This window comes from Methylosinus sp. H3A (assembly GCF_015709455.1).
GTDB lineage: Bacteria > Pseudomonadota > Alphaproteobacteria > Rhizobiales > Beijerinckiaceae > Methylosinus.
In genome coordinates, this window is the sequence record NZ_JADNQW010000005.1 from 3,736,459 (window position 1) to 3,758,071 (window position 21,613).

At 64.9% G+C, this 21,613-nt stretch carries 26 protein-coding genes; 19 read left to right on the forward strand and 7 right to left on the reverse strand.

Features of this window, described 5'->3' with window-relative positions:
* Positions 1–140 precede the first annotated feature (140 nt).
* From IY145_RS20265 to IY145_RS20325, 13 genes are all read left to right on the forward strand, one after another.
* Positions 141–1,241 carry an acyltransferase family protein gene (locus tag IY145_RS20265; RefSeq protein WP_196409857.1) on the forward strand — a complete coding sequence of 367 codons (1,101 nt, stop codon included), beginning with the start codon at positions 141–143 and terminating at the stop codon, positions 1,239–1,241.
* A 9-nt stretch (positions 1,242–1,250) separates the two neighbouring features.
* Complete coding sequence (locus IY145_RS20270) at positions 1,251–2,411, forward strand: cysteine desulfurase family protein (RefSeq protein ID WP_196409858.1); 1,161 nt, start codon at positions 1,251–1,253, stop codon at positions 2,409–2,411.
* Between the two features lie 67 nt (positions 2,412–2,478).
* A complete protein-coding gene (gene sufB / locus IY145_RS20275; protein ID WP_196409859.1) occupies positions 2,479–3,948 on the forward strand; it encodes a Fe-S cluster assembly protein SufB in 1,470 nt (489 codons plus the stop codon).
* Between the two features lie 141 nt (positions 3,949–4,089).
* Positions 4,090–4,839: a Fe-S cluster assembly ATPase SufC gene (sufC, locus tag IY145_RS20280; protein ID WP_196409860.1), complete on the forward strand. Its 750-nt coding sequence runs from the start codon at positions 4,090–4,092 to the stop codon at positions 4,837–4,839.
* 10 nt (positions 4,840–4,849) lie between these two features.
* Positions 4,850–6,154 carry a Fe-S cluster assembly protein SufD gene (gene sufD / locus IY145_RS20285; RefSeq protein ID WP_246722123.1) on the forward strand — a complete coding sequence of 435 codons (1,305 nt, stop codon included), beginning with the start codon at positions 4,850–4,852 and terminating at the stop codon, positions 6,152–6,154.
* The gene (locus tag IY145_RS20290; protein WP_196409862.1) at positions 6,151–7,401 is read left to right on the forward strand and encodes a cysteine desulfurase; all 1,251 of its coding nucleotides are present in this window, start codon (positions 6,151–6,153) and stop codon (positions 7,399–7,401) included. Before sufD ends, IY145_RS20290 begins: the two co-directional genes overlap by 4 nt.
* Before the next feature lie 13 nt (positions 7,402–7,414).
* The gene (locus IY145_RS20295) at positions 7,415–7,825 is read left to right on the forward strand and encodes an iron-sulfur cluster assembly protein (protein ID WP_196409863.1); all 411 of its coding nucleotides are present in this window, start codon (positions 7,415–7,417) and stop codon (positions 7,823–7,825) included.
* Between the two features lie 15 nt (positions 7,826–7,840).
* The gene (locus IY145_RS20300) at positions 7,841–8,266 is read left to right on the forward strand and encodes a VOC family protein (protein WP_196409864.1); all 426 of its coding nucleotides are present in this window, start codon (positions 7,841–7,843) and stop codon (positions 8,264–8,266) included.
* Positions 8,267–8,322: 56 nt separating this feature from the next.
* Entirely contained in the window at positions 8,323–8,691 is a 369-nt protein-coding gene (locus tag IY145_RS20305) for an iron-sulfur cluster assembly accessory protein (RefSeq protein WP_196409865.1), read from the forward strand.
* A gap of 79 nt (positions 8,692–8,770) precedes the next feature.
* The gene (locus IY145_RS26625) at positions 8,771–9,007 is read left to right on the forward strand and encodes a CPCC family cysteine-rich protein (RefSeq protein ID WP_210332701.1); all 237 of its coding nucleotides are present in this window, start codon (positions 8,771–8,773) and stop codon (positions 9,005–9,007) included.
* A gap of 131 nt (positions 9,008–9,138) precedes the next feature.
* Positions 9,139–10,206: a phosphoribosylformylglycinamidine cyclo-ligase gene (gene purM / locus IY145_RS20315; protein WP_196409867.1), complete on the forward strand. Its 1,068-nt coding sequence runs from the start codon at positions 9,139–9,141 to the stop codon at positions 10,204–10,206.
* Positions 10,203–10,856 carry a phosphoribosylglycinamide formyltransferase gene (gene purN / locus IY145_RS20320; RefSeq protein WP_196409868.1) on the forward strand — a complete coding sequence of 218 codons (654 nt, stop codon included), beginning with the start codon at positions 10,203–10,205 and terminating at the stop codon, positions 10,854–10,856. The genes purM and purN overlap by 4 nt, the downstream gene beginning before the upstream one ends.
* 381 nt (positions 10,857–11,237) lie before the next feature.
* Positions 11,238–11,948: a glutathione S-transferase family protein gene (locus IY145_RS20325; protein ID WP_196409869.1), complete on the forward strand. Its 711-nt coding sequence runs from the start codon at positions 11,238–11,240 to the stop codon at positions 11,946–11,948.
* 3 nt (positions 11,949–11,951) lie between these two features.
* On the opposite strand, the gene ndk is transcribed toward IY145_RS20325, so the two are convergent.
* Positions 11,952–12,374, reverse strand: a complete 423-nt coding sequence (gene ndk, locus IY145_RS20330) for a nucleoside-diphosphate kinase (RefSeq protein WP_196409870.1) — start codon at positions 12,372–12,374, stop codon at positions 11,952–11,954.
* 204 nt (positions 12,375–12,578) lie between these two features.
* On the opposite strand from ndk, the gene tpiA reads away from it, so the two are divergent.
* From tpiA to IY145_RS20355, 5 genes are all read left to right on the forward strand, one after another.
* Positions 12,579–13,337, forward strand: coding sequence for a triose-phosphate isomerase (gene tpiA, locus IY145_RS20335; RefSeq protein WP_196409871.1), 759 nt, complete (start codon positions 12,579–12,581; stop codon positions 13,335–13,337).
* A 94-nt stretch (positions 13,338–13,431) separates the two neighbouring features.
* Positions 13,432–13,662: a hypothetical protein gene (locus IY145_RS20340; RefSeq protein WP_196409872.1), complete on the forward strand. Its 231-nt coding sequence runs from the start codon at positions 13,432–13,434 to the stop codon at positions 13,660–13,662.
* A 262-nt stretch (positions 13,663–13,924) separates the two neighbouring features.
* On the forward strand, positions 13,925–15,028 hold the full coding sequence (locus tag IY145_RS20345; protein WP_196409873.1) for a 3-deoxy-7-phosphoheptulonate synthase: 1,104 nt from the start codon (positions 13,925–13,927) through the stop codon (positions 15,026–15,028).
* A 103-nt stretch (positions 15,029–15,131) separates the two neighbouring features.
* Entirely contained in the window at positions 15,132–15,347 is a 216-nt protein-coding gene (locus IY145_RS20350) for a hypothetical protein (protein WP_196409874.1), read from the forward strand.
* Positions 15,348–15,428: 81 nt separating this feature from the next.
* Positions 15,429–15,728, forward strand: a complete 300-nt coding sequence (locus IY145_RS20355) for a hypothetical protein (RefSeq protein WP_246722124.1) — start codon at positions 15,429–15,431, stop codon at positions 15,726–15,728.
* 21 nt (positions 15,729–15,749) lie between these two features.
* Here IY145_RS20355 and IY145_RS20360 read toward each other — a convergent pair whose 3' ends face one another.
* Positions 15,750–15,980: a hypothetical protein gene (locus tag IY145_RS20360; protein ID WP_196409875.1), complete on the reverse strand. Its 231-nt coding sequence runs from the start codon at positions 15,978–15,980 to the stop codon at positions 15,750–15,752.
* Between the two features lie 148 nt (positions 15,981–16,128).
* Here IY145_RS20360 and IY145_RS20365 point away from each other — a divergent pair, with 148 nt between their 5' ends.
* Positions 16,129–16,578, forward strand: a complete 450-nt coding sequence (locus IY145_RS20365) for a four-helix bundle copper-binding protein (protein ID WP_196409876.1) — start codon at positions 16,129–16,131, stop codon at positions 16,576–16,578.
* A 3-nt stretch (positions 16,579–16,581) separates the two neighbouring features.
* Here the strand turns inward: IY145_RS20365 and IY145_RS20370 are convergent, their stop codons facing one another.
* From IY145_RS20370 to IY145_RS20390, 5 genes are all read right to left on the reverse strand, one after another.
* The gene (locus tag IY145_RS20370; protein ID WP_196409877.1) at positions 16,582–17,973 is read right to left on the reverse strand and encodes a carbohydrate porin; all 1,392 of its coding nucleotides are present in this window, start codon (positions 17,971–17,973) and stop codon (positions 16,582–16,584) included.
* Between the two features lie 106 nt (positions 17,974–18,079).
* Positions 18,080–19,516 (reverse strand): TadE/TadG family type IV pilus assembly protein, encoded by a 1,437-nt coding sequence (locus tag IY145_RS20375; RefSeq protein WP_196409878.1) that lies wholly within the window; start codon positions 19,514–19,516, stop codon positions 18,080–18,082.
* Between the two features lie 22 nt (positions 19,517–19,538).
* Positions 19,539–20,111 (reverse strand): TadE/TadG family type IV pilus assembly protein, encoded by a 573-nt coding sequence (locus tag IY145_RS20380; RefSeq protein WP_246722125.1) that lies wholly within the window; start codon positions 20,109–20,111, stop codon positions 19,539–19,541.
* Positions 20,112–20,127: 16 nt separating this feature from the next.
* The gene (locus IY145_RS20385; RefSeq protein ID WP_246722126.1) at positions 20,128–20,709 is read right to left on the reverse strand and encodes a TadE/TadG family type IV pilus assembly protein; all 582 of its coding nucleotides are present in this window, start codon (positions 20,707–20,709) and stop codon (positions 20,128–20,130) included.
* Between the two features lie 75 nt (positions 20,710–20,784).
* On the reverse strand, positions 20,785–21,408 hold the full coding sequence (locus IY145_RS20390; RefSeq protein ID WP_196409879.1) for a DUF1190 domain-containing protein: 624 nt from the start codon (positions 21,406–21,408) through the stop codon (positions 20,785–20,787).
* Positions 21,409–21,613 lie beyond the last annotated feature (205 nt).

Genomic DNA, 21,613 nt, shown 5'->3' on the forward strand with positions numbered 1-21,613 from the left:
ACCCGCGGCTCATTGACGGCCGAGCGGGCCTTCTAGCATGTGTGACGGCGCTAGATGCAAGAGTTTTGAAGGCCGCGGCGCATTCTTGGGCGCTCGATCGCGAGCTCGGCGGCGAAAAGCGCTCCTAGAGGTGTGGTTTCTTGTTCGATATCGTCCGGCGCGCGGCTTCGCTCGAGATTTCGGAGACGACGAACCCGGCCGAGCGAGACCGGAGCGTGGACTTCATCAAGGGAATTCTTATTCTCCTCGTCGTCTTCGGCCACTCCGTCCAATTCATCGCGCATGCGCGGACGGAGAGTTTTTGGGACGATGGCCTGTTCGAGGCGATCTATCTGTTTCACATGCCGGCTTTCATCGCGGTCTCCGGCTATCTCGCCGCTCGGAAGATCGATGCGACGACCAGCCTTCACGAACTCGTCTCGCGCCGCATGCTTCCCCTGCTCCTGGCGATGATCATATGGTCGACGATATCCGCGGGGCCGAGCCTGCGGCGAGCTTTCGTCGGCGCGCAGGCCCATGTCGCGACGGAGATATGGGACAATTTTCTCACCCTCTATTGGTTTTTATGGGCGCTCGTGGTCAGCGCTGGCTGCGCCTTCCTCGCCTCGCGCTTCGAGGCCGGCGGACGCCGGGCGACGCTGGCGATCGCAGCCTTGCTGCTGCTTGCGCCGATCGAAACCTATCCGATCTCGATCATCCGCTACACCGCGCCCTTCTATCTCGCAGCCTACGCCTGCGGCCGATCCGGGCTGACGATCCGCTCCATCCGACCGGAGGTCGCCGCCGGCGCGGCTGTCTTCGCCGCCGTCGGATCGCTCTTTTGGACGCGGGACACCTATATCTACAACAACGCCTTGGCCTATTGGCGCCCGGAGGCCGCGGCGGACGTGACGCTGATGCTCTGCGTCGCCGCGGCGGCGACGCTCGCATTTTTGAGAGCGGCGGTCGCCGCTCATGACAGGTTCGGAGATCTCGCGGCGTCGCACGCCTTGGCGGTCATCGGCGGGATGACGCTCGAAATCTATCTGGCGCAGACGGTGGTCTTTCGCTTCCTGCCGCTGCCGCCCGATTTCCAGAGCGGCTATCTCGTGGCGGCGGCGGCGACAATCGCGATCGTCGCCGGAATTATGGCCCTCGTCGCCGTCACGCGCCGCCTGCCCGGCGCGCAGCTGCTCTGGGGGAGTTACGCCCCGGTCGCGGGCCGGCGATCGGCTCTCCCATTCTTCGCGCGGAGCGATTAGCTTCGACTCATGTCCACTCCGCGCGCCTATCTCGATCACAACGCCACCACGCCGCTGCGGCCGCAGGCGCGCGAGGCCATGCTCGCGGCGCTGGAGACGCTCGGCAACCCCTCCTCCATCCATGCCGAAGGTCGCGCCGCGCGGGCGCTCGTCGAGGCCGCGCGAGGCGAGATTGCCGCGGGATTGGGGACGAAAGCGCGCAATGTCGTCTTCACGTCCGGCGCGACCGAGGCCGCCAATCTGGTTTTGACGCCTTTCTTACAACGAGACCAAACGACGGCCGAGATCGAGCTGTTGCTCGTCGGCGCGGGCGAGCATTCGGCCGTGCTCGCCGGTCATCGCTTTCCCGCAGCGCGTGTAGAAAGCGTCGCGCTCGACCCCGAGGGCGCACTGTCGCTCGACGCGCTGGCGAATACGCTGCAGTGCAACAAAGGCAGACGAATCCTGCTCGCTTTGCAGGCCGCCAACAATGAGACCGGGAGCATTCAGCCGGTCGCCGCGGCGGCCGAGCTCGTCCATGCGGCAGGCGGGCTGCTCGTCTGCGACGCCACCCAGGCGATGGGCCGGCTGGAGACCACATTCGCCGCCCTGGGCGCGGATGCATTGTTCTTTTCCTCACATAAGATCGGGGGACCGATGGGCGCCGGCGCCCTGGCGTTCGCGGGCGACGGACTCCATATCAGAGAGGCGCTTTTGCGTGGCGGCGGCCAGGAGAGCGGCCGCCGCGCCGGCACCGAGAATGTGGCCGCGATCGCCGGCTTCGCCGCGGCTTTCGCAGTCGCGAAAGAGAGCGTCGCCGCGGAGGCCGAAAGGCTCGGCGCGCTGCGCGACAGATTGGAGGCGAAAGTCGCGGAAATCTGGCCGGAGGCTGTGTTTCTGAGCGCAAAAGGGCCTCGGTTGGCCAATACTTCGGCCTTTCTGACGCCCGGCCAGAAGACGCAGACTCTGCTGATGGCGCTCGATGTCGAAGGCGTCGCGCTGTCGTCGGGATCGGCCTGCTCCTCGGGCAAGGTGAAAGCCTCCCATGTGCTCGCCGCGATGGGTCTCGCGGAAATGGCCGCGCTCAGGGCGAGTTTGGGCTGGAGTTCGACCGAAGAGCATGTAGATTTGTTTGGTATCGCTTTTGCAGGGGTCGCAAAGAGGATCAGGGCGCGGCGGACGGCCGCCTGAAGGGCGGCTCCGGCGGCTCTAATTTCGGCCGGCGGGCCTTGAACCCGTCGAGACGAGGAGAGGACACATGGCGGCTCGCCAGGAGACGGTGGCGCGCGTCGAAGAGATCGACGTCGACGCATATAAATACGGCTTCACCACCGATATCGAATCCGAAAAGGCCCCAAAGGGTCTCAGCGAGGATATCGTCCGCTTCATTTCGGCAAAGAAGAACGAGCCCGAATGGCTGACCGAGTGGCGGCTCGAGGCCTATCGGCGCTGGCTGACGATGGAGGAGCCCAAATGGGCTCGCGTCGATTATCCCGCGATCGACTATCAGGACCTCTATTATTACTCGGCGCCCAAATCGACGCCCGGGCCGACCTCGATCGAGGATGTCGATCCGGAGCTTCTGCGCACCTATGAGAAGCTCGGCATTCCGCTGCGCGAGCAGGAAGTTCTCGCCGGCGTCGAGCAGCGCAAGATCGCCGTCGACGCGGTGTTCGACTCGGTCTCGGTGGCGACGACCTTCAAGGAGGAGCTCTCCAAGGCCGGCGTGATCTTCTGCCCGATCTCGGAAGCGGTCCGCGAGCATCCCGAGCTGGTGCGCAAATATCTCGGCTCGGTCGTGCCGGTGACGGACAACTTCTACGCCACGCTGAACTCCGCCGTCTTCTCGGACGGCTCCTTCGTCTACATTCCGCCGGGCGTGCGCTGCCCGATGGAGCTGTCGACCTATTTCCGCATCAACGAGAAGAACACGGGACAGTTCGAGCGCACGCTCATCATCGCCGACGCCGGCTCCTATGTCAGCTATCTCGAAGGCTGCACGGCGCCCAAGCGCGACGAGAACCAGCTGCACGCCGCCGTGGTCGAGCTGGTCGCGCTCGACGACGCCGAGATCAAATATTCGACGGTGCAGAACTGGTATCCCGGCGACAGCGAGGGCAAGGGCGGCATCTACAACTTCGTGACGAAGCGCGGCGATTGCCGCGGCAAGAGCTCGCACATCTCCTGGACGCAGGTGGAGACCGGCTCCGCGGTGACGTGGAAATATCCGTCCTGCATTCTGCGCGGCGATAATTCGCAAGGCGAGTTCTATTCGATCGCAGTGTCGAACGGCTATCAGCAGGTCGACAGCGGCACGAAGATGATCCACCTCGGCAAGAACACCAAGAGCCGCATCATCTCCAAGGGCATTTCCGCCGGCCATTCGCAGAACACCTATCGCGGGCAGGTGTCGGCGCATCGCAAGGCGGAAGGCGCGCGCAATTTCACAAATTGCGACAGCCTGCTCATCGGCGACAAATGCGGCGCGCATACGGTGCCCTATCTCGAGTCGAAGAACGCCTCCGCCGTGTTCGAGCATGAGGCGACGACGTCGAAGATCTCCGAGGACCAGCTGTTCTACTGCATGCAGCGCGGACTCTCCGAAGAAGAGGCGACGGCGCTCATCGTCAATGGTTTCGTGCGCGACGTGCTGCAGAAGCTGCCTATGGAATTCGCAGTGGAAGCGCAGAAACTGATCGCAGTGAGCCTCGAAGGCAGCGTCGGTTGACGTATCGATGAGCAAAGAGGCGCTCTGCGTTTTAGTGAGCGCCTCTTTACGAGGCAGGCGGGCGACGAAACGGCCCCGATAGAGCGGCCTCCGATTTGCAACGTCCCTCGCACGACAGCGAACAGCCAACAGGACGACACCATGATCGAAATCAAGAATCTCCACGTCTCCATCGGAGAGCGCAAAATCCTCGAGGGGCTGAACCTCACGGTGAAGGACGGCGAGGTCGCCGCCATCATGGGGCCGAACGGCACGGGCAAATCCACCCTCTCCTATGTCATCTCCGGCCGCGACGGTTATGACGTCACCGAGGGCGAGGTGCTGCTCGACGGCGAAAATATTCTGGGCCTCGAGCCGCATGAGCGCGCCGCCAAGGGCGTGTTCCTCGCTTTCCAATATCCGGTCGAGATTCCCGGCGTCGCGACGATGACCTTCCTCAAGGCCGCCGTGAACGCGCAGCGCCGCTCGCGCGGCGAGGAAGAGCTGCAGACGCCCGATTTCATGAAAGTGGTGCGCGAGGCTTCCACCAAGCTCGGCATCAACATGGACATGCTGAAGCGCGCGCTGAACGTCGGCTTCTCCGGCGGCGAAAAGAAGCGCATGGACATTCTTCAGATGAGCCTGCTGCAGCCGAAATTCGGCATTCTCGACGAGACCGACTCCGGCCTCGACATCGACGCTCTGCGCATCGTCTCCGAAGGCGTCAATGCTCTGCGCTCGCCCAATCGCGGCTTCCTCGTCATCACCCATTATCAGCGCCTGCTCGACTACATCAAGCCGGACACTGTGCATGTGATGGCCAAGGGCAAGATTCAGAAGACCGGCGGCCCGGAGCTGGCGCTCGAGCTCGAGAAGAGCGGCTATCGCGATTATGTCGGCGAAGCGGCGTGAGGGCAGGATCATGACCGTGCAGGCGATCGACAAGAAAAGCGAAGCCGATACGGCTCTCGCCGGCGCCTTCGAGGCGATGAAGAGCAAGGGCGCGCCGGCGTTGCGCCAGGCCTCGTGGGAGTTCTTCACGCGCAAAGGGCTGCCGACGCGTCGTGTCGAGGCATGGCACTACACCGATCTGCGGGCGTCGTTGCGCGTCGTCGCGCCGCTCGGAGCGCCCGGCGCGATCACGCTGCCGCCGGCGACCGAGGGACGCGTTCGGCTCGTCGTCGCCGACGGCGCCTTCCGTCCCGAGCTCTCCGATGTCGCGGCTCTGCCGGCTGGCGTCGAGGTCGCCTCTCTAGCCGATATTCTCGCCACGGAAGACGCTGCGGCGCTGACCGCCCTCGGCCTGCCCGAGAACGCCGGAGCGGACGCGATCGTCGCGTTGAATGCTGCGCTGATGCAGGATGGCGTCGTGCTGCGTGTTGCACCTGCGACGGAAGTAGCGAAAACGATCGAGATCCTGCTGCTCTCGACGGGCGGCGAGGCGCGCTCCGCCTTCACGCGTTCGCTCGTCGTCGTCGGCGACGGAGCGAAGGCGAAGATCGTCGAGACCTCGCTCGCCCTCACGCCCTCCGGCGCGCAGGAGAATCACGTTCTCGCTTTCTCGATCGGAGCCGGCGCCGAGGTCGAGCATATCGCGGACATCGGCCCGCAGTCGGAATCGGCGATCCGCCTGTTCAGCCTGCTCGTCACCACGCAGGCGAAGGCCTCGTTCAAATCTCTCGGCTTCATCGAAGGCGGCGGACTCGTGCGGCGGCAAATCTTCGCGCGGCTCGCCGGCGAGGAGGCGGATGTCTCGCTCGACGGGATCTCCCTGCTCGGCGGCAAGGATCACGCCGACACCACGCTCGTCGTCGAGCATGCGGCCGCCAACTGCAAGAGCCGCGAGCGTTTTCGCAATGTGCTCGACGGCCAGTCGACCGGCGTGTTCCAGGGCAAGGTGGTGGTGCGCCCCGGCGCGCAGAAGACCGACGGCTCCATGCAGTCGCGGGCGTTGCTGATCAGCGAAAACGCCACGATGAACAATAAGCCGGAGCTCGAGATCTTCGCCGACGACGTCGTCTGCGGCCATGGCGCGACGTGCGGACGTCTCGACGCCGACCAGCTTTTCTATCTCGTGGCGCGCGGCCTGCCCAAGCATGAGGCCGAGGCGCTGCTGATCGAGGGCTTCGCCGGCGAGATCATCGAGGCGCTCGGCGAGGAAGCGACGCGCGACATTTATTTCGAGCGTATCCGCGCCTGGCTCGGCAATCGGGGGGCCGGCAAATGAACCAGCCACTCTTGGCCGAAGCGACTGCCGCCTATGACGTCGAGGCGATCCGCCGCGACTTTCCGATCCTCGCCGAGAAGCCCTATGGCAAGGATCTCGTCTATCTCGACAACGCCGCCTCGGCGCAGAAGCCGCGGCAGGTGATCGAGCGCATCTCCCAGGTCTACGAGCACGAATACGCCAATGTGCATCGCGGCCTGCATTATCTCGCCAATGCGGCGACCGACGCCTATGAGGGCGCGCGAGAGACTTTGCGCCGCTTCCTCAACGCCGGCGATCGCGAGGAGATCATCTTCACGCGCGGCGCGACGGAGGCGATCAATCTCGTCGCCTCCTCCTTCGGCCTCGCCAATATCGGTGAGGGCGATGAGATCATCCTCTCGATCATGGAGCATCACTCCAATATCGTGCCCTGGCATTTCCTCCGCGAGCGCAAGGGCGCGGTGCTGAAATGGATCGAGACCGACGATGACGGCGTCTTCTCGCTCGAGGATTTCGAGAAACTGATCACGCCGAAGACGAAGATCGTCGCGCTGACGCATATGTCCAATGTGCTGGCGGCGCCGACACCGATCGCCGATATCGTGCGCATCGCCCATGCGCATGGCGTGCCGGTGCTCGTCGACGGCTCGCAGGGCGCGGTGCATCTCGATGTCGACGTGCGCGCGCTGGACGTCGATTTCTACATCATCACCGGCCACAAGCTCTATGGGCCGACCGGCATCGGCGCGCTCTATGGCAAGCGCGAATGGCTCGAGAAGCTGCCGCCCTTCGCCGGCGGCGGCGAGATGATCGAGACGGTCACGCGCGACTATGTGACCTACAACACGCCGCCGCATCGCTTCGAGGCCGGCACCCCGCCCATCGTGCAGGCGGCGGGGCTCGGCGCGGCGCTCGACTATATGCAGAAGATCGGCCGGCCGGCGATCCGCGCCCATGAGGCCGACCTCATCGCCTATGCGCATGAGCGCCTCTCCGATATACCGGGGCTTCGAATCTTCGGTCACGCCAAGGACAAGGGACCGATTGTCGCTTTCGACATGCCGGAGGCCCACGCTCACGACATAGCGACCGTCATCGACCGTTCCGGCGTCGCCGTTCGCGCCGGAACCCATTGCGCCATGCCGCTGCTGCAACGCTTCAACGTCACCTCCACCTGCCGCGCGTCTTTCGCTATGTATAATACGCGCGACGAGGTCGACCGCTTGGCGGAAGCGCTGCTGAAGGCGAAGGCGCTGTTTTCTTGAAGGAGACAGAATCGTGACCAAGACCGATGACGCGGTAGAGCCGCAGGAAGTCGTGACCGGTCGGGAGCTGACACGGGATGAGCAGCAGCCCCTCCCGGCGGGCCGATCGCAAGATGAGGTCGAGCGTCTGACGCAAGGCATCGTCGCCGCGCTGAAGACCGTCCAAGACCCGGAAATTCCAGCAGATATTTTCGAGCTGGGCCTCATCTACAATATCGACATCACGCCCGAGGACGTCGTCTATATCGACATGACCTTGACCGCGCCGGGCTGTCCCGTCGCCGGCCAGATCGTCGAGCAGGTGCAGAGCTCGGTGAGCCTCGTGCCGGGCGTGATGGCCGTCATCGTCAAGCTCGTCTTCGAGCCGCCATGGGACCAGAGCCGCATGTCGGACGAAGCGCGCATGACGCTCGATATGTGGTGAGCGCGAGGAGAGCCGATGGACGCGCCCGCGCCGAAAATCGACGGGTGTCTCGAGACGGCTCTCTATGTGGACGATTTGGCACGCGCCTCGCGTTTCTACGAGGAGGTTCTCGGCCTTTCGCCCATGTTCGCCGATCAACGGCTCATCGCCTATGATTGCGGCCCGCGCAGCGTGCTTTTGCTGTTCGCGCGCGGGACGACGGGGGAAAAGGTGGTTCTGCCGGGGGGCGAGATTCCACCGCATGAGGGTCGCGGGCGGCTGCATTTCGCGCTCGCGATCCGGCTGGAGGATTTGAGCCTCTGGGAGCGCCGGCTCGCCGAAGCGGGCGCGCCGGTCGAGGCGCGGATGGACTGGCCGCGCGGGGGGCGCAGCCTCTATTTCCGCGATCCCGACGGCAATCTCGTCGAGCTCGCGACGCCGGGCATATGGAAGAATTATTGATCGCGACGTCGGGCCGCGATAAGCGGACGACGAAGAGACGGCAATAGGAGCGAAGAATGAACGTCATGAGCCTCAGCGACTCCGCCGCCGAACGCGTGCGCGGCCTGCTCGTCGGCGCCGAGAATCCCAACATCGGACTGCGCATTTCGGTGGAAAAGAGCGGCTGCGCCGGCATGGCCTATAAAATGGCGCTGGCCGAGCCCTCGCCCGGCGACGAGGTGATCGAGGAAAAGGGCGCGCGCGTCATCGTCGACAGCGCGGCCGTCCTCTATCTGCTCGGCACGCGCATGGATCTCGACGTGCAGCAATTCTCGTCGAGCTTCGTGTTCCAGAACCCGAACCAGACCTCGGCCTGCGGCTGCGGCGAGAGCGTCGAGCTCAATCCCGTCGATCCGAGCGCGATCGAGAAGCATGTGAACGGCTGAGCCTTCCTTCCTCCCGGACACGTGTCTAACTGGGGCGGTGATATTGAGAAATATTATCGCGCCATTCTCGGAGGTGCCCGTGCATCGTTGCCCGTGTTGCGGCTATCGCACGCTCGATGAACGGGGCGCCTATGAGATTTGCCCAGTGTGTTTTTGGGAGGACGACGGGCAGGACGATCATGACGCCGACGAGGTCCGTGGCGGCCCGAATGGCTCGCTGTCACTCACCCGAGCGCGACAAAACTTCCATCTGTGCGGCGCTTCGGACCCAGCGCGGCAAATGCGTGTCCGGCCTCCCACGGAAGCAGAGTGCTAGAACGGGAAGCGTATCCTGGAGAGCTGGCCGAGTCTCGGAACGTTTTGTCCCCTGTCCGAAACGGATTGCGCCGGCGCGCGTAAGGCGCTAGGCCGCAGGCTCGAAACCGAGCGCGGGACCGGGACATCGCAATGGCGTCAGGACAAAATGGCCTCACTTATGCGCAGGCTGGCGTCGACATAGACGCCGGCAATCGTCTGGTGGATCTCATCCGCCCCGCCGTGCGCTCGACGCGCCGGCCGGGCGCGGATGGCGAGATCGGCGGCTTCGGCGGCCTGTTCGACCTCAAGGCGGCAGGCTTCTCCGATCCCGTGCTGGTCGCCGCCAATGACGGCGTCGGCACCAAGATCAAGATCGCCATCGAATCCGGCGTCCATGACACGATCGGCGTCGATCTCGTCGCAATGTGCGTCAACGATCTCGTCGTGCAGGGCGCCGAGCCGCTGTTCTTCCTCGACTATTATGCGACCGGCAAGCTCGAGCCGGAGGCCGCGGCGGCGGTCGTCTCCGGCATAGCGGCCGGCTGCGTCGAGGCCGGCTGCGCGCTGCTCGGCGGCGAGACCGCGGAAATGCCGGGTCTCTATTCCAAGGGCGACTATGATCTCGCGGGCTTCGCCGTGGGCGCGGCCGAGCGTTCCCGCCTGCTTCCCCGCGCCGAGGTGAAAGAGGGCGATCTTCTGTTCGGCCTGCCCTCCTCCGGCGCCCATTCCAACGGCTTCTCGCTCATCCGCCGCATCGTCGCCGAGGCCGGTCTCGCCTGGGACGCGCCCGCGCCCTTCGCCTCCGGCCAGAGTCTCGCCCGCGCTCTGCTCGCGCCGACGCGCATCTATGTGAAGCCGCTGCTCGCGGCGCTGAAGCGGAGCGACGCTATTTTGGCCCTCGCCCATATCACCGGCGGCGGCTTCCCCGACAATCTGCCGCGCGTGCTGCCCAAGGGCCTCGGCGCTTCGCTCGACCTCGGCGCGTTTCGGCCGCCGCCGGTGTTCTCCTGGCTGGCGCAGCGAGGCGGCGTCGCGGAGGCGGAAATGCTGCGCACCTTCAATTGCGGAATCGGCATGGTCGTCATCGTCGCGCGGGATGGCGTCGACGAAGCGCTCGCGGCTCTGCTTGAGGCGGGCGAGACGCCGATCGCGATCGGTGAGATCGCGGCGACGGGCGACGGGCCCCGCGTCGGCATACGCGGGACGCTGCCGCTGTGAGCCGGCGGCTGCGCACGGCGATCCTGATTTCCGGGCGCGGCTCCAATATGGACGCGCTGATCGAGGCGGCCCACGCGCCGGATTTTCCGGCCGAGATCGCGCTCGTCGTCTCCAATCGCCCAGACGCCGCGGGCCTCGCCAAAGCCAAGGCGGCTGGCGTCGCCGTCGCCGCCGTGGACCATAAGATTTACGCCGGCCGCGAAGAGTTCGAGCGTTCGCTGCAGATCGTGCTGGAGACGCATCGCATCGAGTTTCTGTGCCTCGCTGGATTCATGCGGCTGCTGACGCCCTGGTTCATTGGCCAGTGGCGCGAGCGCATGCTCAATATCCACCCGGCTCTGCTCCCGGCGTTTCGCGGACTCCACACGCATGAGCGGGCGCTCGCCGAGGGCGTGAAAATCCACGGCTGCACCGTCCATTTCGTGGTTCCGGAAATGGACGAAGGGCCGATCGTCGCTCAGGCCGCAGTCGCCGTGCTCGATTCCGATACGCCGCAGACGCTGGGGGCGCGCGTGCTCGAGCAGGAGCATCTGCTTTATCCGCGGGCGCTGCGGCTCGTCGCCTCCGGCGCGGTCACAGCCGAGGGCAATCGTGTGCTCGGCGCGGCTTCCTCGCCGGAGCCGGCGCTCGCCGTCCCCTCCTCCGGCTGACTCGGCCGCGGACATCCCGCTCCGGGGCGAAAGCCATGTCCGAACGGATAGGCCGCCCCGCTTTTGCACGGGCTCGGCAAGGCGAAAACGCAAAGATAGACGGCGAAGGCCAGCAGCTTGGCGAGACCGAGCGCGCCGTCGAAAGGCGTCGCCAGAAGTAGAACGCCGAGCGACAGCAACCCCGCTGCGCGCCATGTCCAATAGGCTCTCCGCTTCGTCATGGCGTCTTTCGGCCTCGCCCGTCTACGCGCCGCGGCCCGCTGCGCGCGCTGTTCCATGTTAACGTAAAAAGGTGAGAATTCCTCGATCTCGGCGGCGCGCAAAGTGGCGTGAACGGACTTGGTCGATCATATGCCGTGAGGGCGCAAAGAGGTTTTACCGATGATCAAATTATATTCATTCGGTCCCTATTTCGGTCTCCCGGACGCCAGCCCCTTCGTGCTCAAGGCGATGACGCTGCTGAAATTCGCCGGCCTGCGTTTCGTGGAGGACCACTCCGGCTACGGCCGCGCGCCCAAGGGCAAGCTTCCCTATATCGACGACGAGGGGACGATCGTCGCCGATTCGACCTTCATCCGCCTCTATCTCGAAAAGACCTATGGCATCGATTTCGACGCCGGCCTCACGCCGGAGCAGCGCGCCGCCGGCTGGGCGATCGAGAAAATGCTGGAGGAACATTATTATTGGCTGCTGGTGCAGGCCCGCTGGATCGACGACGGCAATTTCGCGCGTGGTCCGGCGCAATTCTTCTCCGGCGCGCCGGCGGTCATTCGTCCGCTCGTGAAGGCGCTGATCCGCAAGAAAGTGGCGCGCAGCCTCGTGGCGCAGGGCCTCGGGCGGCACTCGGACGAGGAGCTCGCCGAGCTCGGACGGCGCGACATAGCGGCGCTTTCCGTCCTGCTCGGCGACAAGCCCTATCTCTTCGGCGAGGCGCCCAGCGCCGCCGACGCCATGGCCTTCGCAATGGTGGCGGAATCGCTCGTCACCGAGCTCGTATCGCCATTGCGGGAGGCCGTGGCCGGCACGGCCAATCTCGTCGCCTATCGGGACCGGCTGCTCGCCGCCTATTTCCCGAGCTACGCCTCGGCCTGAAAATCAGCCGACGATCTCATTGCCCGAGAAGAACTGCGGGATCTCGATGGCGGCGGTCTCAGGCGCGTCGGAGCCATGCACCGAGTTCTCGCCGATCGACACGGCGAATTCCTTGCGGATCGTGCCCGGATCGGCGCTGGCCGGATTGGTGGCGCCCATGACCGTACGATATTTGGCGATCGCCCCCTCGCCTTCCAGCACCTGGACGACAACCGGACCGGAGGTGATCGATTCGATCAGCTCGCCGAAGAAGGGGCGTTCCTTGTGGACGCCATAAAAGGTTTCGGCCTGCTCGCGGGACAAGCGGATACGCTTCTGCGCCACGATGCGGAGCCCGGCGTCCTCGATGAGGGCGTTGATCTTGCCGGTCAGATTACGCTTGGTGGCGTCCGGCTTGATGATGGAGAATGTGCGTTCGATCGCCATGGGCGCGTCGTCTCGTCGAGTTCGAGGATGGGATTTAGGATCGCGGCGCTTATAGCCGTCGGCCGGACGCCCGGCAACCCGCTCCCCGAGCGGCGACAATTTTCCTCATGCCCGCAACCGCGCGGCGTCGCGGCGAATTGCCCAGGGCGGCGAGCGCTGATATGGCGAGCTTTGCTCGCTTCGATTTGAGAGGAACGCCCGGACATGTCTTCCACGCCGCGCCCGCTCGTCGCCGGAAATTGGAAAATGAACGGGCTTTCGGCGTCGATCAGTGAGATCGAGACGATCGCGCAACATTATGACGCGGGTCTGCGCGCCAAAGTCGAGCTGGCGATCTGCCCGCCAGCCACACTTCTCTCTCGAGCCGCGCCGATCGTCGCCGGCGCCGAAATCCGGCTCGGCGGGCAAGATTGCCACGCAAAGGCGAACGGCGCCCATACCGGCGACATTTCCGCCGAGATGCTGGCCGACGCCGGCGCCGCCTATGTCATCGTCGGCCACAGCGAGAGGCGCTGCGATCATGGCGAGAGTGACGCGCTGGTCCGCGCCAAGGCGGAGGCGGGTCTGCGCGCCGGTCTCGCGCCCATCGTCTGCGTCGGCGAGACGCGCGCCGAACGCGACGCCGGCCGCGCCAGCGAGATCGTCGAACGCCAGCTCGACGGCTCGCTGCCGCAGGACGTCGCGCCGGAGAGGCTGGTCGTCGCTTATGAGCCGGTCTGGGCAATCGGCACAGGCCTCACGCCGACGTTGCAGGATGTGGCGCAAATGCACGCCGCGATCCGCGCGCGGCTCGTCACTTTGTTCGGCGCGGGCGCGGGAGCGACGCGCATCCTCTATGGCGGCTCGGTGAAGCCGGCCAACGCCGGCGAGCTGTTGCGCATCGCCAATGTGGACGGGGCGCTTATCGGCGGCGCATCCTTGACGGCGAAGGATTTTCTGGCGATCGCCGAAATCTACCGCTGAGCGGCGACAGTTTGGCAATCGTTTCACGCTATTGGAGACAGCGGGCGGCGCGCCGCCGCATTTCATTCGATTTTTATTTTCGTGGAGATTTGCAATGTCCTACACGCTCGTCATAGCGACCTTCGTCGTCACCACCTCCCAGGCCGCCGGTGCGGTCGCCACCAACGCCATCCCGGGCTACGCCACCGAGGAGAAATGCGTCGAAGCCGCGCGCAAGCTGCAGCCGCGCGCCTCTTTCGGCATTGCGGCGGACGGCAAGGAGAACGGATCGCCGTTGAACACGCGCATGACGGGATATTCGGGTCTCTGCGTGCCCGCGCCGTGACGCCCCACCCGCGTGACTTTCGCCCCCCGCCGGACATCCGCCCCGCTTGACTTCCGCCCCCGCTCCGCTTTAACTCCACGCCCATGACCCTCGTCCGCTCTGCGCGCTACTACTGGTATTTTAGCTATCCTGCGCCGGCGGCGAAGGGAGGCAAACGCGTGTGACCGAGCATCGCGAAGCCTGAAAATCCCCGAGAGCCGCCAGTCCCGCTGGCGGCTTTTTTGTTCCGCCGGCGTGATACTTCAAAAAAGGAAGCCCCGCCGTGCCGACAGAGACCGACGACCTTCGCATCGTCAAAATCACCGAGCTGAGCCCGCCCGCAGAGATCATGCGCGAATTGCCCCGCAGCGAGACGGCGAGCGCCGTGGTGCTCGGCGCCCGCGCCGCCCTGCGCGAAATCCTGCGCGGACGCGACGACCGCCTCGCCGTCGTCATCGGCCCCTGCTCCGTCCATGATCCCGAGGCCGCGCTGGAATACGCCCGACTGCTCGCCGACGCGAAGCGCGAGCTCGGCGATCGGCTCGAGATCATCATGCGCGTCTATTTCGAGAAGCCGCGCACCACGGTCGGGTGGAAGGGCCTCATCAATGATCCGCGTCTCGACGGCAGCTTCGATATAGAGGCCGGGCTCCGCCTCGCCCGGCGCCTGCTGCTCGAGGTCAATGAGCTGGGCCTGCCTGCCGGCTGCGAATTCCTCGATATGACGACGCCGCAATATATCGCCGATCTCGTCGGCTGGGGCGCGATCGGCGCGCGCACCACCGAGAGCCAGGTGCATCGCGAGCTCGCCTCGGGTCTGTCCTGCCCCGTCGGCTTCAAGAACGGCACCGACGGCAATGTTCGCATCGCCCTCGACGCCGTGCTCTCCGCCTCGCAGCCGCATCATTTCCTCGCCGTCACCAAGGATGGCCGCTCCGCCATCGCCTCGACCAGCGGCAATGAGGATTGCCACATCATCCTGCGCGGCGGAAAGACGCCGAATTACGACGCCGCCAGCGTGGACGCCGCGGCGAAAGAGGCGGAAAAATCGAAGGTTTCCCCTTATCTGATGATCGACGCCTCGCACGCCAACAGCAGCAAGAAGCCCGAGAATCAGCCCGCCGTCGTCGAGGATGTGGCGCGGCAGATCGAGGCAGGAGAGCGGCGGATCATCGGTTTGATGATCGAGAGCCATCTCGTCGCAGGGCGGCAGGACATCGTTGCGGGCAAGCCGCTCGTCTATGGCCAGAGCGTCACCGACGCCTGCCTCGACTGGCCGACCTCGCTCGCGGCGCTGCGCCGCCTCGCAACCTCCGTCGAACGACGGCGTTCTTCCTCAGACGGGACGCGGATCGCCGCGTCGGCGCTCGCCACGAGCTCGACATGAGCCGCGACAATGCGCCGCAGGGCCACAATGACGCCTTATGTGCGACACAAATGGCCCAATGGGCGTAACGAGGCCCGTCCCGCCCGACAGAGGAGTTGACGCCATGGAAGTTTCTCTGGACCAGGCCGTCGAGATTCACGCGCGCGCGCTGACCCGCAGGTTGGAGCGCGAGGCGCCCTCCAATGCGCGCGAGCGGGCCGTCGATTTCCAGAGAGCGGGCGACAGCGAGGGGCATGGCGTCTGGTTGCGCGTCGCCGAGACGGCGGAGCGGCTGCTGGGCGAAAAAGCCCGCGCCGCCGAGGCCGCGCTGCATAGGTAATTTCCCCGATACTCGCTGTCACAAAACGTCATCGTCATCGGTTTAGCGCTCTGCGTCAGACGCGAGTCGTGGAGCCGACCGATGATGCAGATCGCCGAAATACTGGCGCCGAGCGGCCTCGTTCCCATGCCGTTCGACGAAGCCGCGCCCTCCAAGGCGCATGAGCGAACACTCGCCAGCTATCTCCTCAACCGCCACCGCGGCGCCGCCGCCGTGCGCGACATTCTCGTCGCCGATATTCGCGCCTTCGTCGATCTCGGCCAGTCGCGCGCCGCCGCCGATCTCATGGTCGTGTTGCGGATGTTGCTCGCGCGATGGCCGGAGACGCGCCGTCGCGCGCCGCGGCCTCTCGCCTGGGATGCGACGGCGAGCGACGCGTGAGACGAGGGCGACGCTATCGCCTCAGTGGCGCGGATCCTCTTCCAGAGCTTGCGCCAGCACGCCGATGATGCGTTCGACGAGCGCGTTCTCCGCGTCGAAATAGGCGCGCTCCTCGCGCTCCAATTCGTCGAATTCGTCCGGCTCGCAGAGCTCCTTGCGAATGTCGCAGAGCCGCTCGAAGCGGCGGCGCAGGCTGACCACGAGCGCTTCAGCGTCGCTGCGCGCGAGCGTGAGCACGATTTTCGGCTCCATCTCTCTCCTCCTCCCTTGTTCGCCCTAGATGGCGTCGGCCGCATGCGCGCGCAATGAAACGGATGCTCCGACGGAGAAGAAAGGATTGAAGCTTCTGTAGCGCACGCCAGTTAGAGCAAAACTTTCTCGAACGTAAGGAAGGCTCTCCATGGAACGCCGAGAATTCGTCGCCGCCGCCGCCGTCGGCGCTGCCGCCGCCCTCTCCGCCACCCGCGCTCTGGCCGAGGATCAGATCACCAATCCACATGCCCAGCACATGATGCATGGGCCGAAATTCCAGGCGCTGATGAAGACCAGCTCCGAATGCGTTTCGACGGGCAATGAATGCCTGCGTCATTGCTTCGGCATGTTGTCGATGAACGATGCGAGCATGGCGAACTGCACCAAGGCCGCCTATGATCTCGTCTCCGCTTGCGCCGCGCTCGAATCCTTGGCGGCGGTCAATTCGCCTTTGACGCCGACTCTGGCGAAGGCGGTCGGCGACGTCTGCATGGCGTGCAAGAAGGAATGCGACCGCTTCCCGCAATATTCCGAATGCAAGGCCTGCGGAGACTCTTGCCAGGCCTGCGCGGAGGAATGCCGGAAGGTCTCCGTCTGACGCTCAATAGCGAATGAGCGTGCGCAGTCCGACGACCAGCGCATTGCGCAGGCTCCTGACGCCGGAAGGATCACGCGGATCTGCGATATTGCCGCCGGGCCGGCGGATATATTGCAAATCCGGCTGCAGCGTCCAGCCGGGAACGACGCTCGCTATATAGGTCGCTTCGACGAGCGCCTCGCCGGAGCGAATTGGCGCGAAACCATTGCCGAACGCCGCGCCGTCGCGATCGAGCCCACGCGCGCCGCTCGACACTCTGGCGTAGCCGACGGCGACGCCGAAGAGATCGTCCGGCCGCGCCGGAGCCCCCCGAAAGGAGACGCCGGCGTCGGCGTAGAAATTCACGAGATTTCGATCATTGGGCGCGGCCTCCGCGCGGGCGAAAGCGCCGGCGCTCTGCTCGCCGGAGCGGAAAATCTGCTGATCGACGAGCGCATAGAGACCGAAGTTTCCGCGTCGACGCAGTGGAACGCCGCTGCTCGCCGGATCGGCGAGCGAGAGGCCGTCGGCGCCGAAGCGCTGATCGGCGAAGCCGCCGAAATGTCGCCAGCCGCCGATTTTCGCCACGCCATCGAGGCCGTCGACGGAATATTTCCACTGCCCTTCGCCGATGAGGAAAGGCGCGTCCTTCAATCTGAATCGCAGCCCGTCCGCATTGCGGCGCTGCGGATCGGGAGACTCGAAGGTCTTCTGCGGCCCGGCCGGATCGCCGTCGAAAATCGCAGCAAGAAAGGCGAAGCGCTCCGTCTCCGCCTTCACGCGCGCGCCGAGATCGGACAGCGGAAACGCCGCGCCGCCCGCGGGAAGATCGGCGATCGCGAGCGCCGGCCATCCGAAACTATTGTTGACGAAAATCTTCGCCGAGGCGCGCGTCATGAACTCCTGATCCGCGCCCATCTGCCCGAGACGGATCGAGGCGCCCTCGGCAAAACTCTGCTCGAGCCAGGCCTCGAAGAGGCGCGTCGTGGGCGTCGCCTCTATATTGCTCACGGGCATCAGCGCGCCCGTGTAGAATTGGTCTATGCCGCGTCCATGCAGTTGCGAGGCGTTGGCGTGAAAGACGAGGCCGGATAGGCCGAAGGCTTTCTCCAGATCGGCGTCGAAGGAAACGCGCAGCTTGCCGTCATAGATCGTTCCCCGCCGCAATCCGCCGGAGACATCCGAAAAACTCTCGCCGATATATTTGAGGCCGAATTCGAATCCGCGCTCGGCGAGCGCGTCGCGCGCCGCGGCCGGCTGCGCCACTGATTCGGGGAGGCTCGTCGCGATCGTCGGCGGATTGTCGCTCGCAGGCGTCGGATCATGATGATCGCCGCCGCGGCCGAAAGCCACGCCGGCCGCGAGCAGCGCAGCGAGCCCTGCGCAGAGGCCGAAAATCGAAGGAGATGACCGCATCCCTATTTCGCACGCCCGCGTCGAGACGAAAATCCTCCGGCCGACGACAACGCGCGGCCGGCGCGCAGATTAAGGCGCGCCGGGCGGGAAAGCAACGCGGCGCCGACTATTGCGTGAGATGCGAGGCCGTGGAAACCGCCTTCTGAAACAGGATCGCCAGAGCGGAAGTGATGTCGCCGCCCGTGTTGACCTCGAAGAAGAGATCCGACGAAGAAGCGCAGCTCTTCATATTGTCGGATATCCGCGAGGCGAAGGTCGCGACCGTGCCTTGATAGAAGCCGTTGCTCGGGACCGGATAATAGGTCGTGTAGAGGACCGCGATGCGAATTCCGCGGTTCTTTATCGTCGTGCAGAAGGAGGTGTCGACCGGCTGAAGGCAGCGATAGAATGAGCCATAGGCGTTCGAATAGCTCCAATTCAATGAGGTCGTGCATGTCCCGTTCGAATAATAGCTGGCGTCGATCACGCCATCGGTCAGCAGCATCAAGACCTCCTGCGGCGTGTCGCCGGTGGCCTTGGTGCCGCCACCGGGGGCCGGCATGGTCGCATTCAATTTGGTGAGCGCCTGATTGAGATCGGTCATCGCGTCGTTCGTATTGAGCGCGCTGGTCGTCGTGACCGTACTATAGGTCGAGTTGCCGGTCGGATAGGTGTACGACAAATTCGCCGCGAGCACATTGTTCGAATCCATCAATGGCGGCGTCATTGTTCCGATGTTCGATTGAATAGCGCTCACATTGGCGCTCGTCGTGGGGACGAGACTCTGCATCATCGTCACCCCATAATTGAAATTATAGGCGGCGAGACGATAGGTCGCGCCATTGGAAGCCATCACCGACTGCGCCGTCGAGGCGAGGCTCTTGGCCGCATCACGAACATTGTCGATGCGCAGCTTTATCCCGTTGTTCTCGGCGTAAGTATAACTGTCCATGCTGCCCCAGCCGGGATAGTGGGTCGTATATTCGCTGTCGGTGAAGCTCTTCTCGTGACAGGCGAAAGCGCAGCCGAAGGCGTTCATGGCGTCGACCCCCGCCTGCGTCGCCGGGAGCTCCATCGACGGCGAATTGTCGAGCAGCAGATAGAAATCGATGTTGCGCGCCGTCGTCGCGCTCGCTTTGGCGCTCACCGTTATGTTGGACGTCCGCAAGCCATAGAAGCCGCCGAACGAGTTCTGGACCTGCGTCGCATAAGTGACTGACACGCTGCGTGTCATCGAGCCCGACGCCGGATCGTCGGCGACGTTGATGGTGAGATTGGCGGCGTTGTAGGTCTGCCGCGTGATCTGCGCGACCTGGGCGGCAAACATCGTCGTGGCGGCCGCTTTGGCGACGGCGGAGGATTTCAGCATCATCGGCGGCGTCGTCGCGGCCAGCGCCGCGGCGTCGGCCGCGGCATAGAGCTGCGTCTTGACGCGTCCGGCGCTCGCATAATCGATGGCGCCGCCGGCGGCGATCATCAAAGGGATCGCCGCGAGCGCGAATATGATCGCGACATTGCCGCTGCGATGGGCGAAGAATCTCGCGAGATCGGAAAAGATCGTCATGCGCGTCGCGTGGCCTTTTCGCTCAGTTCACCCGCTGAACGGATGAGGTGACTCGTGGATTGATGTAGAAGGTGTAACGGATCGGCACGGCGGGGATCATCTTCGTGGCGAAAGGCGGCGTGTAATCGTAACGCACATAGGCGTAGATCAGCGACGTGCTCGCCTGCGCCATGCCTGTCGGCAAGACGAAAGGCGATCCTTTGACGAGACCCGTCGTATTGAACGGCTCGCTCCAGTCGACGGTCGTCGCGCCGTGCGTATCGGTCGAGACCTCGGCGAGGATGATCGTCAAATTCGATGTCGAAAAGGGAGCGATGATCTGCGTCGAGGCGTTCAATATGGTCGTGAGATCCGACGTCGACACGACCGCCCGCCGCGCGACGAGATCGGTCAGCGTGCGTCCCGTGATCGCCACCTTGCGGCTGATGCTGATCGCCTCTCCGAGTGTGAATTCGCTGACGAGAATCAGCACGGCGATGGGGATCATCAATGCGAATTCGACCGCGATCATGCCGCGCTCGTCGCGCCGCAGCACGCGCGCGCCGTAGCGCATCCGCCGGCCGGCGATCGAGATCAGGCGACAGAGACAAGGCATTCGCGCGGGTTCCATATTACGAGTAAGGCTCGACCTGGAATACGGCGGTGGCCATCAACAAGCGCTTCCCATTGGCGAGATTGGCCAGATTGAAGCCGAGAGGCCCGCCGACGACGGGAAACTGATAGATCACGCGCAGCACGAGGATGCTGCCGACGCCGCCGGTCTGGAATTTCCAGCTGTTGGTGACATTGCCGCTGGAATCGTAAGTGAGCGTCGGCGCCGATGTGTCGATGGAGGAGAAAGCGCTCGCGGTCTGCAGATCGACCATCACCTGCGAGCAGGTGAACAGCGCGGTCAGACCACCGCAGACCTTGGTCGCGAATTGCGCCTTGTCGAGGCCGTTCTTCTGGACCTCGCCGGTCAGCAGCGTGCGCGCCGATTTCTCGACGGCGGATTCGAGCTCCTGCTGCGCGAGAAAGACGACGCCGACCTGACAGATGGCGATCAGCACCGCGAAGAGCGGGGCGGCGATGAAAGCGAATTCGACGATCGCCGCGCCGCGGCGGCAGGCGACGAATCCTGCGCCTCTCGGGCGGCGTCCCGCGCGAACGGGAATTTCGCTCGTCGGTCGACGGCCGTATTCTACCATGTGCATGCGCGTCCTCGCTCCGCGCGGCAGCATCGCCGGCGCCGGCAAAGAAACGGTTACCGAAGCCAGACTATTCGCCGCCTATCGCCGCGCGCGCATCGGCGCGCAGCCGCTCGCCGGATCGCCCTTGTCGGTCGGCTCCAGCACGGCGGCGCAGTCGAAATTCGGATCGACCGGCGCGTGCGGCGGCGTCGGGCCGGCCGGCCCGTCCGGGCTCGACACGCCGAATGCGCCGCCGCCATGCGCCGTCGTCGCACGAGCGGCTTTCGGATTGATCGAAGCGTCGCGCCGCAGCGCCGAACGCGTCACAAATTGCAGATCGCCGGCCATGGGCGTCACGGTCACATCGCGCTCCGATCGCGCCGTGACGCGAAACCCGCGCTGGCGCGGCGAGAAAAAGACGGCCGTCTTTTTGCCGACCCATCCGTCCGCGCCGACGAATCCGAGCGAGCAGCCCCCTGCCCCATAGATTTGCTCGCAGAGGGCGCGTTGCGGAAAGCGAGGCGCCTTCTCCTCGAATTCGGCGGCGGCGTTGGTCTCGGCGAAAGCGCAGACCTCCGCCGGAAAACGTCCGCTCGCCGCGCAATTGCGGGCCGAGGAGAAGACGAAGCTCCCTCGCGCCAACTCCGCCGCCGCGCCGGGCGCCGGCGCCGCGATGGAAAGCAGCAGGACAGCCGCCGTGAAATCCAGTCTAGCGGTCGCCATGCGCGATAGACGTCCTTTCGCGTGACGGCGTGCAGACGGCTGCGCGCGCGACTTTGTTTTTTGGCGGCTTTGCCGCAAAGCCGTCCGATCGTGTAGCGTCCCGCCGCCGAAAAGTCATCGACCGCTCGCCATGGGCGGATCGAGCGTGATATTACGCGCCGCGCGTCGGGAACTTATCTACGCCCGCGTCGCGCCATTCCAGGAC

Bases quoted from the DNA above. Each gene is read 5' to 3' on its own strand.
- IY145_RS20270 (WP_196409858.1), top strand. From the start codon at position 1,251: ATGTCCACTCCGCGCGCCTATCTCGATCACAACGCCACCACGCCGCTG.
- sufB (WP_196409859.1), top strand. From the start codon at position 2,479: ATGGCGGCTCGCCAGGAGACGGTGGCGCGCGTCGAAGAGATCGACGTC.
- sufC (WP_196409860.1), top strand. From the start codon at position 4,090: ATGATCGAAATCAAGAATCTCCACGTCTCCATCGGAGAGCGCAAAATC.
- sufD (WP_246722123.1), top strand. From the start codon at position 4,850: ATGACCGTGCAGGCGATCGACAAGAAAAGCGAAGCCGATACGGCTCTC.
- IY145_RS20290 (WP_196409862.1), top strand. From the start codon at position 6,151: ATGAACCAGCCACTCTTGGCCGAAGCGACTGCCGCCTATGACGTCGAG.
- IY145_RS20300 (WP_196409864.1), top strand. From the start codon at position 7,841: ATGGACGCGCCCGCGCCGAAAATCGACGGGTGTCTCGAGACGGCTCTC.
- IY145_RS20305 (WP_196409865.1), top strand. From the start codon at position 8,323: ATGAACGTCATGAGCCTCAGCGACTCCGCCGCCGAACGCGTGCGCGGC.
- purM (WP_196409867.1), top strand. From the start codon at position 9,139: ATGGCGTCAGGACAAAATGGCCTCACTTATGCGCAGGCTGGCGTCGAC.
- IY145_RS20325 (WP_196409869.1), top strand. From the start codon at position 11,238: ATGATCAAATTATATTCATTCGGTCCCTATTTCGGTCTCCCGGACGCC.
- ndk (WP_196409870.1), bottom strand. From the start codon at position 12,374: ATGGCGATCGAACGCACATTCTCCATCATCAAGCCGGACGCCACCAAG.
- tpiA (WP_196409871.1), top strand. From the start codon at position 12,579: ATGTCTTCCACGCCGCGCCCGCTCGTCGCCGGAAATTGGAAAATGAAC.
- IY145_RS20340 (WP_196409872.1), top strand. From the start codon at position 13,432: ATGTCCTACACGCTCGTCATAGCGACCTTCGTCGTCACCACCTCCCAG.
- IY145_RS20350 (WP_196409874.1), top strand. From the start codon at position 15,132: ATGGAAGTTTCTCTGGACCAGGCCGTCGAGATTCACGCGCGCGCGCTG.
- IY145_RS20355 (WP_246722124.1), top strand. From the start codon at position 15,429: ATGATGCAGATCGCCGAAATACTGGCGCCGAGCGGCCTCGTTCCCATG.
- IY145_RS20360 (WP_196409875.1), bottom strand. From the start codon at position 15,980: ATGGAGCCGAAAATCGTGCTCACGCTCGCGCGCAGCGACGCTGAAGCG.
- IY145_RS20365 (WP_196409876.1), top strand. From the start codon at position 16,129: ATGGAACGCCGAGAATTCGTCGCCGCCGCCGCCGTCGGCGCTGCCGCC.
- IY145_RS20370 (WP_196409877.1), bottom strand. From the start codon at position 17,973: ATGCGGTCATCTCCTTCGATTTTCGGCCTCTGCGCAGGGCTCGCTGCG.
- IY145_RS20375 (WP_196409878.1), bottom strand. From the start codon at position 19,516: ATGACGATCTTTTCCGATCTCGCGAGATTCTTCGCCCATCGCAGCGGC.
- IY145_RS20380 (WP_246722125.1), bottom strand. From the start codon at position 20,111: ATGCCTTGTCTCTGTCGCCTGATCTCGATCGCCGGCCGGCGGATGCGC.
- IY145_RS20385 (WP_246722126.1), bottom strand. From the start codon at position 20,709: ATGCACATGGTAGAATACGGCCGTCGACCGACGAGCGAAATTCCCGTT.
- IY145_RS20390 (WP_196409879.1), bottom strand. From the start codon at position 21,408: ATGGCGACCGCTAGACTGGATTTCACGGCGGCTGTCCTGCTGCTTTCC.